At 71.1% G+C, this 13,320-nt stretch carries 12 protein-coding genes; 11 read left to right on the top strand and 1 reads right to left on the bottom strand.

Going from position 1 to position 13,320, the window contains the following annotated elements; genetic code table 11:
• Positions 1 to 97 precede the first annotated feature (97 nt).
• The 11 genes from ACOJV9_RS10195 (at position 98) to ACOJV9_RS10145 (ending at position 11,740) form a co-directional block, all read left to right on the top strand.
• Complete coding sequence (locus ACOJV9_RS10195) at positions 98 to 2,488, top strand: ribonucleoside-diphosphate reductase subunit alpha (protein WP_420185093.1); 2,391 nt, start codon at positions 98 to 100, stop codon at positions 2,486 to 2,488.
• Complete coding sequence (locus tag ACOJV9_RS10190; RefSeq protein ID WP_420185092.1) at positions 2,485 to 3,516, top strand: ribonucleotide-diphosphate reductase subunit beta; 1,032 nt, start codon at positions 2,485 to 2,487, stop codon at positions 3,514 to 3,516. Before ACOJV9_RS10195 ends, ACOJV9_RS10190 begins: the two co-directional genes overlap by 4 nt.
• 220 nt (positions 3,517 to 3,736) lie before the next feature.
• Positions 3,737 to 6,592: a Na+/H+ antiporter subunit A gene (locus ACOJV9_RS10185; RefSeq protein ID WP_420185091.1), complete on the top strand. Its 2,856-nt coding sequence runs from the start codon at positions 3,737 to 3,739 to the stop codon at positions 6,590 to 6,592.
• The gene (locus ACOJV9_RS10180) at positions 6,589 to 7,080 is read left to right on the top strand and encodes a Na(+)/H(+) antiporter subunit C (RefSeq protein WP_420185090.1); all 492 of its coding nucleotides are present in this window, start codon (positions 6,589 to 6,591) and stop codon (positions 7,078 to 7,080) included. The genes ACOJV9_RS10185 and ACOJV9_RS10180 overlap by 4 nt, the downstream gene beginning before the upstream one ends.
• A complete protein-coding gene (locus tag ACOJV9_RS10175) occupies positions 7,077 to 8,678 on the top strand; it encodes a Na+/H+ antiporter subunit D (protein ID WP_420185089.1) in 1,602 nt (533 codons plus the stop codon). Before ACOJV9_RS10180 ends, ACOJV9_RS10175 begins: the two co-directional genes overlap by 4 nt.
• Positions 8,675 to 9,199 carry a Na+/H+ antiporter subunit E gene (locus tag ACOJV9_RS10170; RefSeq protein WP_420185088.1) on the top strand — a complete coding sequence of 175 codons (525 nt, stop codon included), beginning with the start codon at positions 8,675 to 8,677 and terminating at the stop codon, positions 9,197 to 9,199. The genes ACOJV9_RS10175 and ACOJV9_RS10170 overlap by 4 nt, the downstream gene beginning before the upstream one ends.
• Entirely contained in the window at positions 9,196 to 9,489 is a 294-nt protein-coding gene (locus ACOJV9_RS10165; protein WP_420185087.1) for an MrpF/PhaF family protein, read from the top strand. The genes ACOJV9_RS10170 and ACOJV9_RS10165 overlap by 4 nt, the downstream gene beginning before the upstream one ends.
• Entirely contained in the window at positions 9,486 to 10,265 is a 780-nt protein-coding gene (gene mnhG, locus ACOJV9_RS10160; protein WP_420185086.1) for a monovalent cation/H(+) antiporter subunit G, read from the top strand. The genes ACOJV9_RS10165 and mnhG overlap by 4 nt, the downstream gene beginning before the upstream one ends.
• On the top strand, positions 10,262 to 10,765 hold the full coding sequence (locus ACOJV9_RS10155; protein ID WP_420185085.1) for a DUF427 domain-containing protein: 504 nt from the start codon (positions 10,262 to 10,264) through the stop codon (positions 10,763 to 10,765). The genes mnhG and ACOJV9_RS10155 overlap by 4 nt, the downstream gene beginning before the upstream one ends.
• Before the next feature lie 133 nt (positions 10,766 to 10,898).
• Positions 10,899 to 11,240, top strand: coding sequence for a type IV toxin-antitoxin system AbiEi family antitoxin domain-containing protein (locus ACOJV9_RS10150; protein WP_420185084.1), 342 nt, complete (start codon positions 10,899 to 10,901; stop codon positions 11,238 to 11,240).
• Complete coding sequence (locus tag ACOJV9_RS10145) at positions 11,237 to 11,740, top strand: hypothetical protein (protein WP_420185083.1); 504 nt, start codon at positions 11,237 to 11,239, stop codon at positions 11,738 to 11,740. Before ACOJV9_RS10150 ends, ACOJV9_RS10145 begins: the two co-directional genes overlap by 4 nt.
• Before the next feature lie 72 nt (positions 11,741 to 11,812).
• Here the strand turns inward: ACOJV9_RS10145 and ACOJV9_RS10140 are convergent, their stop codons facing one another.
• The gene (locus tag ACOJV9_RS10140) at positions 11,813 to 13,315 is read right to left on the bottom strand and encodes a CoA-acylating methylmalonate-semialdehyde dehydrogenase (RefSeq protein WP_420185082.1); all 1,503 of its coding nucleotides are present in this window, start codon (positions 13,313 to 13,315) and stop codon (positions 11,813 to 11,815) included.
• Between the last annotated feature and the right edge of the window lie 5 nt (positions 13,316 to 13,320).

Below are 13,320 nucleotides of genomic sequence, written 5' to 3'. Positions count from 1 at the left end.
CACCGCCTTTCCCGGGTATGCCGTCCGCTCCCCTTTCGTGACCGTCGTCCTCCCGCGTGCCCCGGACCTCCAGGTCTGGTCTCGCGAGGAGAGAGTCATGACAGTGGTGGAGCACCGCCCACAGATGCACGTCCGCAAGCGCAACGGCGACAACGAGCCGGTCGACGTCGGCAAGATCGTCCGGGCCGTCGAACGGGTCAGCGGGGACCTGCTCGAGGTCGACCCGCTACGGGTCGCGACCCGCACCATCAGCGGCCTCTACGACGGGGCGAGCACGCAGGAGCTGGACCAGCTGTCGATCCAGACGGCGGCCCAGATGATCGGTGAGGAGCCGCAGTACTCGCGCCTCGCGGCCCGGCTGCTCGCGGGCTACCTCGACAAGGAGGTGCGCGGCCAGGGCGTGGCGTCGTTCAGCCAGTCGGTCGCGCTCGGGCACGCCGAGGGCCTCATCGGCGACGCGACCGCCCGCTTCGTCAAGGACCACGCCCGCAAGCTCGACTCGGCGGTCGACCCGCTCGACGACCACCGCTTCGAGTACTTCGGGCTGCGGACCGTCGGCGACCGCTACCTGCTGCGCCACCCCACCTCGCGCCTCGTCATCGAGACGCCGCAGTACTTCCTGCTCCGGGTCGCGTGCGGCCTGGCCACCTCGGCCAGGGAGGCGATCGGCTTCTACCGGCTCATGTCGAGCCTGGCCTACCTGCCATCGAGCCCGACCCTGTTCAACTCCGGCACGGCGCACCCGCAGATGTCCTCGTGCTACCTCGTCGACAGCCCTCGGGACGACCTCGACTCGATCTACTCGCGCTACCAGCAGGTGGCCCGGCTCTCGAAGTTCGCCGGTGGCATCGGCATCGGCTTCTCGCGGGTCCGCTCCCGGGGAGCGCTCATCCGCGGCACCAACGGGACGTCCAACGGCATCGTGCCGTTCCTGCGCACCCTCGACTCGTCGGTGGCCGCGGTCAACCAGGGCGGCCGCCGCAAGGGCGCCGCCTGCGTCTACCTCGAGCCGTGGCACCCCGACGTCGAGGAGTTCCTCGAGCTGCGTGACAACACCGGTGAGGACGCCCGCCGCGCCCACAACCTCAACCTCGCCAACTGGATCCCGGACGAGTTCATGCGCCGGGTCGAGGCGGACGAGACGTGGTCGCTCGTCGATCCGGACCGGGCGCCCGAGCTCGTCGACCTGTGGGGTCCGGCGTTCGACGAGGCCTACCGGCTGGCCGAGGCCGAGGGCCGCTGGGTGCGCCAGGTCAAGGCCCGCGACCTCTACGCGAAGATGATGCGCACTCTCGCGCAGACCGGCAACGGCTGGATCACCTTCAAGGACGCGGCCAACCGCACCTGCAACCAGACCTCCGACGACGGCGGCGTCGGTGCCCCCGTCGTGCACCTCTCCAACCTCTGCACCGAGATCCTCGAGGTCTCCTCCGACGGCGAGACCGCCGTCTGCAACCTCGGGTCGGTCAACCTCGCCGCGCACCTCACGCAGGAGCGCGACGCCGTCGACTGGGAGCGGCTGCGGGCGACGGTGCGCACCGCGGTGCCGTTCCTCGACCGCGTCATCGACATCAACTACTACCCCTCGCCAGAGTCGGCCGCCTCCAACCCTCGGTGGCGCCCGGTGGGGCTGGGCCTCATGGGGCTGCAGGACGTCTTCTTCGCCCTGCGCCTGCCCTTCGACTCGGCGGAGGCCAAGGAGCTCTCGACCCGCATCTCCGAGGAGATCTACCTCACCGCGCTCGAGGTGTCGGCGGACCTCGCCGAACGCCACGGTGCGCACCCGGCATACGACTCGACGCGGGCGAGCACCGGCATGCTGCAGCCCGACCTCTGGGACGTGACCGGCACGCAGACAAAGCGGTGGGACGCGGTCCGCGAGCGCATCGCCGAGCACGGGCTGCGCAACAGCCTGCTCATCGCCATCGCCCCGACCGCGACGATCGCCTCGATCGCCGGCTGCTACGAGTGCATCGAGCCGCAGGTGTCGAACCTGTTCAAGCGCGAGACCCTCAGCGGCGAGTTCCTGCAGGTCAACAGCGCCCTGGTGCGCGAGCTCAAGTCGCGCGGGCTGTGGACGCCGGAGGTGCGCGAGCAGGTCAAGCGCGCCGAGGGGTCGGTGCAGGGCGTCACCGCCCTGCCCGCGGACGTCCGGCTGCTGTTCCGGACCGCGTGGGAGCTGCCGCAGAAGGCCCTCATCGACCTCGCCGCCGCCCGGCAGCCGTTCATCGACCAGAGCCAGTCGCTCAACCTCTTCCTCGCGTCGCCGACGATCGGGAAGCTCTCGTCGATGTACCTCTACGCCTGGAAGGCCGGGCTCAAGACGACCTACTACCTGCGCTCACGCCCGGCCACCCGGATCCAGCAGGCGACGACGAGCGTCACCGAGCCCGTCGCGCCCCTTCCCATCACCAGCGCCACCACCACCGCCGAGGCAGCGGTCGCCTGCTCCCTCGAGAACCCCGAGACCTGCGAGGCCTGCGAATGAGCACCCCCACGGCGACCACGAGCGCGACCCGGATGCTCCTCGACCCGGGGATGAACCTCACCCTGCGGCCGATGCGCTACCCGCACTTCTACGACCGCTACCGCGACGCCATCAAGAACACGTGGACCGTCGAGGAGGTCGACCTGCACTCCGACCTCGCCGACCTCAAGCGGCTCACTGCCGCCGAGCGGCACCTCGTCTCGCGGCTCGTCGCGTTCTTCGCCACCGGCGACACGATCGTCGCGAACAACCTCGTCCTCAACCTCTACCAGCACGTCAACTCGCCCGAGGGCCGGCTCTACCTCTCGCGCCAGCTGTTCGAGGAGGCGGTGCACGTGCAGTTCTACCTGACCCTGCTCGACACCTACGTGCCCGACGAGGCCGAGCGGCACGAGGCGTTCGCGGCCGTCGACACGATCCCGTCGATCAAGCACAAGGCGGACTTCTGCTTCCGGTGGATCGACTCGGTCTTCGAGCTCGGCGCCCTCGAGACGCGCGAGCACCGGCGGGCCTTCCTGCTCAACCTCATCTGCTTCGCCGCCGTCATCGAGGGGCTGTTCTTCTACGGCGCGTTCGCCTACGTCTACTTCCTGCGCTCGCGGGGGCTGCTCAACGGGCTGGCGTCGGGGACGAACTGGGTCTTCCGCGACGAGTCGATGCACATGGCGTTCGCGTTCGACGTCGTCGACACCGTGCGCGAGGAGGAGCCGGAGCTGTTCGACGACGAGATGGCTGCGCAGGTGCGGCAGATGCTCGTCGAGGGCGTCGAGGCCGAGGCGCAGTTCGCCGACGACCTGCTCGGCGGCGGCGTCGCCGGGCTGTCGAGCGCCGACATGCGCCGCTACCTCGAGCACGTCGCGGACCGCCGGATGGAGCGCCTCGGCCTCGAGCCGATCTACGGCTCGCCGAACCCGCTGGGCTTCATGGAGCTGCAGGACGTGCAGGAGCTGTCGAACTTCTTCGAGCGCCGGGTCTCCGCCTACCAGGTGGGGGTGAGCGGCTCGGTCGGCTTCGACGAGGACTTCTGACCACGTCCGACTGACGACGCGCGTATGCCGTGTGCCCCCGCAGAGGTGGGCACACGGCATACGCGTGGGTCGTGTCCGCTCCGCACCCGGCGTCGGCGAGCCCGTCCCCGAGCCGTCATAATCGACGGACCAGGGATGTTGTCCCGGGGCGCTTGTCCACGACGAGGAACCTCAGTCAACCCCCATCACACAGACCACTGCGCGGATGGAGGCACACACGATGATCACGATCGTGGCGCTGCACTTCCTCGCCGCTGCACTGGCGCCTGTGCTCGTCCGCCGCCTCCAGCGACGCGCCTTCCTGCTGCTGGCACTCGTCCCGCTGGGGTCGTTCGTCTGGCTGATCGGTCCGGCCGAGGCGGCGTTCGACGGCGAGGTGCGCACCGAGCGGGTGTCGTGGATCCCGTCCATCGACGTGCAGATCGACCTCGCCCTGACGCCGCTCACCGCGCTCATGGCGCTCGTCGTCACCGGGGTCGGGGCGCTCGTGATCGCCTACTGCGCGTGGTACTTCCGTGAGGGCGACCGCGAGATCTGGCGCTTCTCGGCGGTGCTCACCGCCTTCGCCGGGTCGATGCTCGGGCTGGTCGTGGCCGACAACCTCTACGTGCTCTACGTCTTCTGGGAGCTCACGACCGTCCTGTCGTTCCTCCTCATCGGCCACAACCCCGAGCGCAAGGCCAACCGCCGGGCGGCGATGAACGCCCTCATCGTCACGACCTTCGGCGGCCTGGTCATGCTCGGTGGCCTCTTCGTCCTCGGCCACGAGGCGGGCACGTCGCGGATCACCGAGATCGTCGCGGCCCCGCCGAGCAGCACCGCCACCACCGTCGCGGTCCTCCTCATCCTCGTCGGGGCGATCAGCAAGTCGGCCCTCGTCCCGTTCCACTTCTGGCTGCCGGGGGCGATGGCCGCGCCCACCCCGGTGAGCGCCTACCTGCACGCCGCCGCCATGGTCAAGGCGGGCGTCTTCCTCGTGGCCCTGCTCGCTCCGGCCTTCTCCGACATCCCCGGCTGGCGCCCGCTGCTGCTCGTCACCGGCATCGTGACGATGCTCCTCGGCGGGCTGCGGGCGCTGCGCCAGCACGACATCAAGCTGCTCCTCGCCTACGGCACGGTCAGCCAGCTCGGCTTCCTCATCGCCGTCGTCGGCGCCGGGACGCAGGCGGCGGCCTTCGCCGGCCTGGCGCTCGTGCTGGGGCACGCGCTGTTCAAGTCGGCCCTCTTCCTCGTCGTCGGCGTCATCGACCGGAGCACCGGCACCCGTGACCTGCGCGAGCTCACCGGGCTCTCCCGGTCGCTGCCGGTGCTCTTCGGTGCCGCGGTGCTCGCCGCCGCCTCGATGGCCGGCCTGCCGCCGTTGCTCGGGTTCACCGCCAAGGAGGCCGCACTGGCCGCCTTCCTCGACCTCGGCGCCGACGCGTCGTTGGGGGTCTGGGGGCCGGTCGCGCTCGTCGGGCTGGTCCTGGGTTCGACGCTGACGGTGGCCTACACCGCGCGCTTCCTGTGGGGCGCGTTCGGCGTCCGCGACGTCACGCCTCTCTCGGTGACGCCGGCGCGCGCCGGTCTGCTCGCGGCCCCGGTGGTCCTCGCCGGTCTCTCGCTCGTGGGCGGTCTCGCCGGCGGCCCGCTCACCTCCCGGCTCATGGCGTATGCCGGGGAGCTCCCTGCCGGTGCCCACGAGCCGGTGCTCACGCTGTGGCACGGCTTCACCCCCGCCCTGGGGCTGTCGGTGCTCGCCGTCAGCGCGGGTCTCCTGCTGTGGGTCGCCCGGCGCCCGGTGTCGGCGGCGCAGGGCCGACTCGTCGACCGGCTGCACGTCCCCGAGGCCGAGATCGTCTACCACGGCGTCATCCGGGCGGTGGACCGGTTGTCGATCGAGGTCACCGGGCGAACCCAGCGGGGCTCGCTCCCGGTCTACCTCGGCATCATCCTGCTCGTCCTCGTCATCGTCCCGGGCATCACGCTGGTGCGCACGTGGGAGGGCGTCGCGCTCCGCGGCCCCGACAACCTCCTCCAGGTGGCGATCGTCGTCGTCGTCATCGTCGCCGCCATCCTCACCGTGCGCTCACGACGCCGCCTCCGCGCGGTGCTGCTGCTCGGGGTCACCGGCTACGGCACGGCCCTGCTGTTCGTCGCGCACGGCGCGCCGGACCTCGCCCTGACCCAGGTGCTCGTCGAGACCTTCTCGGTCGTGACCTTCGTGCTCGTCATGCGCCGGCTGCCGCCGTTCTTCTCCGACCGACCGTTCACGGCCGCGCGGCGCATCCGGGTCGCCGTCGGCTGCCTCACCGGGCTGGCGGTCGGTGGCTACGCCCTGCTCGCGGCCGACGCGCGCACGGCCTCGCCGGTGGGCAACGACTTCGCGGGACCGGCCCGCGACTACGGCGGCGGCAACAACATCGTCAACATCACCCTCGTCGACATCCGCGTCTGGGACACCTTCGGCGAGATCGCCGTGCTCGTCGTCGCCGCGACCGGCGTCGCAAGCCTCATCTTCCTGCTCACCGACCGGGCCACCTCGCACCGCGAGAGCCGGCGCGTCCGGGCCGCCGCCGAGTCGGGCTGGCTGCGCGGGGCCGGGCTCATCGCCGACCGCCGGCGCTCGGTCGTCTTCGAGATCGTGGCGCGCGTGGTCTTCCCGGTGCTCATGATGTTCTCGATCTACCTCATGTTCGCCGGGCACAACCTGCCGGGCGGAGGGTTCGCCGGTGGGCTCATCGCCGGGCTGGCGCTCATGGTCCGCTACCTCGCCGGCGGTCGCGCCGAGCTCGACACCGCCGCCCCGATCGACGCCGGCGTCGTGCTGGGGTCCGGCCTCGTCATCGCTGCCCTGTCCGGCATCGTGCCGGCCCTCATAGGCTTCAACGCCTTCCAGAGCGGGATCTTCGACATCCCCGTCGGCCCGTTCGGCACGGTCCACCTCGTGACATCGCTCTTCTTCGACATCGGGGTCTACCTCGTCGTCGTCGGCCTCTCGCTCGACGTGCTGCGCAGCCTCGGTGGCGGCATCGACAAGCAGGGCGAGGAGAGCGGCGACGTGGAGCCCGCCCCCGAGGCGGTGACCGTCCCATGAGCACCAACATCGTGCTTGTCGCGGCCATCGTCGTGCTCGTCGCCTGCGGCACGACACTGGTCCTCGAGCGCAGCCTCACCCGCATCCTCGTCGGGTTCGTCATGCTGGGCAACGGCGTCAACCTCGTCTTCCTCGTCGCCTCCGGCCCGGCCGGGCGCGCCCCGATCATCGGCCTGGGCGAGGGGACGATGACCGACCCGCTCCCCCAGGCGATGGTCCTCACCGCCATCGTCATCACCCTCGGCGTCACGGCGTTCGGGCTGGCCCTGGCCTACCGGGCGTGGCAGCTGACCGGTCACGACGACGTGCAGGACGACGTCGAGGACGACCTCGTCATCCGGCGGGCCGACCTCGACCACCCGTCCGCCTCGTTCGACGACGTCACCGCCGGGATGCCGGACGAGGAGGGCGGCGACGAGCCGTCGGCGGTCGACGAGGCCCCCGCCGCCCCGGAGTCGCCTGCGGCGCCCGCCAAGGAGGACGCGTGAGCCAGATCGTCGTCCTGCCCGTCCTGCTGCCCCTGCTGGGCGCCGGGCTCTGCCTCGTCTTCGGTCGCTCGGCCGCGGCCCAGCGCCTGATCTCCGTCATCGTGCTCGGCACGGTCGTCGTCACCGCGGCGACGCTGCTCGTGCGCGCAGACCGCCACGGCCCGCAGTCGGTCTCGATCGGTGGGTGGGGACCCGACATCGGCATCTCGCTCGTCGCCGACCGGCTCTCGGCGCTGATGCTGCTCGTCTCGACGTTCGTGACGCTCTGCGTCCTGCTCTACTCGTTCGGCCAGGGCATCGTCGAGTACGGCAGGGAGACCCCGCTGTCGGTGTTCCACCCGACCTTCCTCGTGCTCAGCGCCGGGGTGTCCAACGCCTTCCTCTCCGCCGACCTCTTCAACCTCTTCGTCGGCTTCGAGGTGCTGCTCGCCGCGAGCTACGTGCTCATCACGCTCGGTGGGACGGAGGCGCGGATCCGGGCCGGCACGATCTACGTCATCGTCAGCCTCATCTCGTCGACGATCTTCCTCATCGGTCTCGCCTGCGTCTATGCCGCGACCGGCACGGTGAACTTCGCCGAGCTGGCCGGCCGCCTCGGCGACCTGCCTCCGGGCGTCGCGCAGATGCTCCAGCTGCTGCTGCTCACGACGTTCTGCATCAAGGCGGCGGTGTTCCCGCTCTCGGCGTGGTTGCCGGACTCCTACCCGACCGCACCCGCACCGGTGACTGCCGTCTTCGCCGGCCTCCTCACCAAGGTCGGCATCTACGCGATCGTGCGCACCCAGACCCTGCTCTTCCCCGGCGACAACCTGCGCAGCCTGCTGCTGTGGGCCTCGATCCTCACCATGGTCATCGGGATCCTCGGCGCCGTCGCGCAGTCGGACGTCAAACGAATCCTCTCGTTCACCCTCGTCAGCCACATCGGGTTCATGCTGTTCGGCATCGCCTACGCGACGCAGCTCGGGCTCTCCGGGGCGATCTTCTACATCGCCCACCACATCACCGTGCAGACGGTGCTCTTCCTCGTCGCGGGCCTCATCGAGTACCGCACCGGCACGACCAACCTCAGCCGTCTGGGGGGCCTGGCCCGGTCGGCGCCCGTGCTGTCGGTGATCTTCTTCGTGCCCGCGATGAACCTCGCCGGCATACCGCCGTTCTCCGGTTTCCTGGGCAAGGTCGCCCTCGGCCAAGCGGGCATCGCCGCGGGTGACTGGCTCGCCATCACCGCCGTGGCGGCCTCGATCCTCACCAGCCTGCTCACCCTCTACGCGATCGCCAAGGTGTGGAACCGCGCCTTCTGGCAGCCCGTCGACCCCGACGCCGAGCACGAGGACGACGACGACTGGTCGCACGGACCGCTCCACGGCCATGACCAGGTGTCCACCGGCACGCAGGTCATGACGATGTGGGAGAAGGTCGCGACCACCCAGCGGATCCCGCTCGCGATGGGGCTGCCGACCGTGCTGCTCGTGGCGTTCAGCGTCGGCCTCACCGTGATGGCCGGACCGCTCTTCGAGGTCACCGACCGGGCCGCGGCAGAGCTCCTCCAGCGCACGCCCTACATCGAGGCCGTCCTCGGCGACAGGAGCCAGCCATGAGTGGCTCCTGGCCGATGGTCGTGGTCCTCACCGTCATCTGGGTCCTCCTCTGGGGAGCGGTGACCCCGACCATCGTCGTCGGTGGTGTCCTGGCGGCGCTGCTCGTCGTCACCGTCTTCCCGTTCCCCAAGGCGCCGTGGACCTGGGTGGTCCGCCCGTGGCCGACCCTCGTCCTGACCGCGCGCTTCCTCTGGGACCTCGTGCGGGCGAGCATCGAGGTGTCGTGGTTCGCGCTGCGTCCCAGCGGTCCGCCGCCCAGCGCGCTGCTGCGGATCGACCTGCGGAGCCGCTCGGAGCTGCTCATGACCATCACCTCCGAGCTGGTCTGCCTCGTCCCCGGCTCGCTGCTCGTCGAGCTCGACTCCGAGGAGGGCGCCATCTACCTGCACGTCATGTCGGCCGCGACCGACGCCGACATCGAGGCCTTCCGCCTGTCGGTCCTCGAGCAGGAGCGGCGCGTCGTCCGGGCGTTCGCCCCCCGCGTCGAGCGAGACGCCGTGTGCAGCGGGGTGCGGGCATGACCATCGTCGGCATCGTCTGCGCCGCGCTGCTCGCCGGGAGCGGGGTGCTCTGCCTCATCCGGGTCGTCCGTGGCCCGTCGATGCTGGACCGGACGGTCGCCACCGACGTCTTCGTCGCGGCCATCGTCGGGGCCGTCGGTGTGCACGCCGCGGTCGGGCGCTACTCGAGCACGGTCTCGGTCCTGCTCGCCCTGTCGCTCGTGGGCTTCCTCGGCTCGGTGAGCATCGCGCGGTTCGCCGCGCGTGACGGAGACGGCAGCCCGCACCTCGAGGACGGTGAGCTCCCGTGACCGACGTCCTCGCCGGCGCCTGCCTGATCCTGGGATCGCTGCTCGCCCTCGTCGCCGGCATCGGCCTGGTGCGCTTCCCGGACGTGCTCACCCGGATGCACGCCGCCACCAAGCCGCAGACGCTCGGCGTACTGCTCATCCTGCTCGGCCTGGCGCTGCGCGTGGAGGACAAGAGCGTCCTCGCCGTCATCGGCCTGGCTGCGGTCTTCCAGCTGGTCACGGCTCCGGTGTCGGCGCACATGCTCGGGCGCTCGGCCCTGCGCGCCGGCCACATCGACCGGGCCCGGCTCAGTCGTGACGACCTCTTCGGGCACGACGCCGAGACGAGGCCGGACCCGGCGGCGGGCGGCACGGCGCCGACCCACAGGGACCGCGACCAGCCTGCCCGCATGGCTGACATCGTCGAGGTCCTCGGCGTCTACGACGCGGACGGCGGCCTCCGGGGCGAGCTGTCCTACGTCGTCGGGCACCTGCTCGGCCGGACCGAGTGCTCGCTGTGCGACGTCACCCACTCGCTGGTCCGCCGCAAGGCGCAGTGGGACGCCATGGCCTCACGGCTGCCGGTGCCGGTGCGCCTCGTCCACCGCAACGAGGTGACCGCTTCCGAGCGGGCCGCCTGGGCGTCCGTCGGGCTCCCGGTCGTGCTCGCGGTCACCCGGACCGGGGAGCACCACGTGCTGCTGGGCCGCGCGGAGCTCGCGGCCCTGGACGGCTCGGTCGAGGCGTTCGACGCGGCTCTCCGCAGGGCCCTGGTCTCGCTCGCCGGTGCCGCATGAGCTCGTCCTGGCCCGTCCCCGACGTCCCCGGCCCCGGGCAGGAGTCGGTGTGGGACTACCCGCGTCCGCCCCGGGTCGAGCCGACCGGTGAGCGCGTCGAGATCCGGCTCGGGGGCGTCGTCGTCGCCCACACGACCCGGGCCCTGCGGGTGCTCGAGACCAGCCACCCGCCGACCTACTACGTCCCCGTCGGGGACTTCGTGGCAGGCGCGCTCCGGCCCGCCGCGGGATCGAGCTGGTGCGAGTTCAAGGGCGCTGCGTCCTACGTCGACGTCGTCGCCGGATCGGCCGTCGCGGCGCGGGCGGGCTGGTCCTACCCCCGCCCCTCGCCCGGGTTCGAGGCGCTCGTCGACCACGTCGCCGTCATGCCCGCCGCGATGGACCAGTGCACCGTCGACGGCGAGGTCGTCGTCCCGCAGGAGGGCGGCTTCTACGGCGGCTGGGTGACGAGGCGCGTCACCGGCCCCTTCAAGGGCGGTCCCGGCACCCGCGGCTGGTGACCTCCGCTGCCTGAACCCCCTCGTGGGGATCATCCCCGGGATGATGGCCCCGCAGTTCCTCCCCATCACCCGGTCAGGCGCTAGCTGTGGAGAACCGCCAGGCTGCCCGACCGACCTGAGCCACGCTGGACCGGTGACGGACTGGTCCACCCTGAGACGCCTCGCCGACCAACAGAGAGGCCTTCTGACCCGCGCCCAGTGCCTCGACGCCGGGCTCAGCGATGACGCCCTCCAGTGGCGGGCCGACTCACATCGCTGGGTCCGGTTGCACGAGGGGGTCTATCTCACCACGCCGGGACGGGACGACTGGAGGACGACGTCACTGGCGGCGTTGCTCGCCGTCGACACCTCCTCCCCTGCGTGCGGAGCGGCGTATGCCGGTCACGCGGCGGCCTTCCTCTGGGGACTTCGCCCACGTCCACCGGCGGTCACCGAGATCGTCGTCCCCCACGCCCGCCGACCCTCGGCATCGTGACGTCGGCGGTGCGCCAGCGTCTGGCCACCGCACGACAGCTGGAGCAGGAGCTCGACAAACGACGGAGCCACCGGCACGGCGCCCTGCTGCATGAGGTCCTCGGGGATGTCGAGGACGGCGCTGAGAGCCCCGCCGAGGTGCGTTACGTCCGTGACGTCGAGCGCGCGCACTCACTACCCGTGGCCGAGCGGCACGGTGCCTCCGATCGCGGAAGGCGTCGGTACCACGACAACCGCTACACGGCATACGGGCTCATCGTCGAGGTCGACGGACGCATGGGACACGAGCGATGGGAGGACCGGGTGCGTGACGGCCGACGCGACCGCAGCGTCGCCGTCGACGGCACGATCACCTCACGGGTCTTCTGGCCGGACGTGACGTTCGGGGCCTGCGACACCGCTCGCGACGTCGCGGGCCTGCTCCGGCGAGGGGGATGGGTGGGCCTGGCTCGACCGTGCCGGCGTCGGGGGTGCATCCTCCGAGACTCGCGGACCAGGTGACGCGGTCGTGGGGAGGGTCGCCCGGGTGATGGTCCCGCCGATCCTCCCCACGGAGGGGCAGGCCGCGCCAGCTCAGGTGTTCTGTGGGAAGCCGAGCTCGATGCCACCGTGGCTGGGGTCGAGCCAGCGCGAGGTGACGACCTTGCCGCGGGTGAAGAAGTTCACGCCCTCCATGCCGTGCGCGTGGCTGTCGCCGAAGAGCGAGTTCTTCCACCCGCCGAACGAGTAGTACGCCACCGGCACGGGGATCGGCACGTTGATGCCGACCATGCCGACCTCCACCTCGTGCTGGAAGCGGCGTGCGGCCCCACCGTCGTTGGTGAAGATGGCGGTGCCGTTGCCGTAGGGGTTGGCGTTGATGAGCTGCAGCCCCTCGTCGTAGGACTGCACCCGCAGCACCGACAGCACCGGCCCGAAGATCTCGTCCTGGTAGATCGACATGTCCGGCGAGACCTTGTCGAAGAGCGTCGGCGCGAGGAAGTAGCCGTCACCGTCCGCGTCGAAGTCCGCCTCGCGACCGTCGACGACCAGCTCGGCCCCGGCCTCGACCCCGGCGTCGAGGTAGGACCTCACCTTGTCGCGGTGCTGCGCGGTGACGAGCGGGCCCATGTCCGTGCCGCGGGTGCCGTCGCCGGTGACGAGCTTGCCGACCCGGTCCTTGATCTTCTCGATGAGCTCGTCGGCGATGGGCTCGACCGCGAGCAGCGCCGAGATCGCCATGCAGCGCTCCCCCGCGGACCCGAAGCCGGCGTTGACGGCCGCGTCCGCGGCGAGGTCGAGGTCGGCGTCGGGCAGGACGAGCATGTGGTTCTTGGCACCGCCGAGGGCCTGGACGCGCTTGCCGTGCGAGGTCCCCGTCTCGTAGACGTAGCGGGCGATCGGGGTCGACCCGACGAACGAGACCGCCTTGACGTCGGGGTGCGTGAGCAGCGCGTCGACGGCCTCCTTGTCGCCGTGCACGACGTTCATCACGCCGTCGGGCAGCCCGGCCTCGCGCCACAGCTCGGCCACGGCGACCGCGGCGGACGGGTCCTTCTCGCTCGGCTTGAGGATGACCGCGTTGCCGCAGGCGATCGCGACGGGGACGAACCACAGCGGCACCATGGCCGGGAAGTTGAACGGCGAGATCACCGCGACGACGCCGAGCGACTGGCGGATCGAGTAGACGTCGACCTTGGTCGACGCGTTCTCGGTGAACCCGCCCTTGAGCAGGTGCGGGATGCCGCACGCGAACTCGGCGACCTCGAGGCCGCGGGTCACCTCGCCGAGCGCGTCCGAGAGGACCTTGCCGTGCTCGGCGGTGATGAGGGCGGCGATGTCCTCCTTGCGCTCGTTGAGCAGCTCGCGGAAGCGGAAGAGCACCTGGCTGCGCCTGGCGAGCGACGCGTCGCCCCAGCCGGAGGCCCACGCCTCCTTGGCGACCGCGACGGCCTCACCGACGAGGTCGGCGGACGCGAGGTCCAGCGCGCCGGTCTCCTCGCCCGTCGCCGGGTTGAAGACGGGGCTGGTGCGGGCGGCGGTGCCGTCCCAGGACTGGCCACCGAACAGGTGGGTGATGCGGGTGGGCGTGCTCACGGCAG

It is taken from the genome of Knoellia terrae, assembly GCF_048606435.1.
GTDB lineage: Bacteria > Actinomycetota > Actinomycetes > Actinomycetales > Dermatophilaceae > Knoellia > Knoellia terrae.
This window is presented reverse-complemented; position numbering and strand designations above follow the sequence as displayed.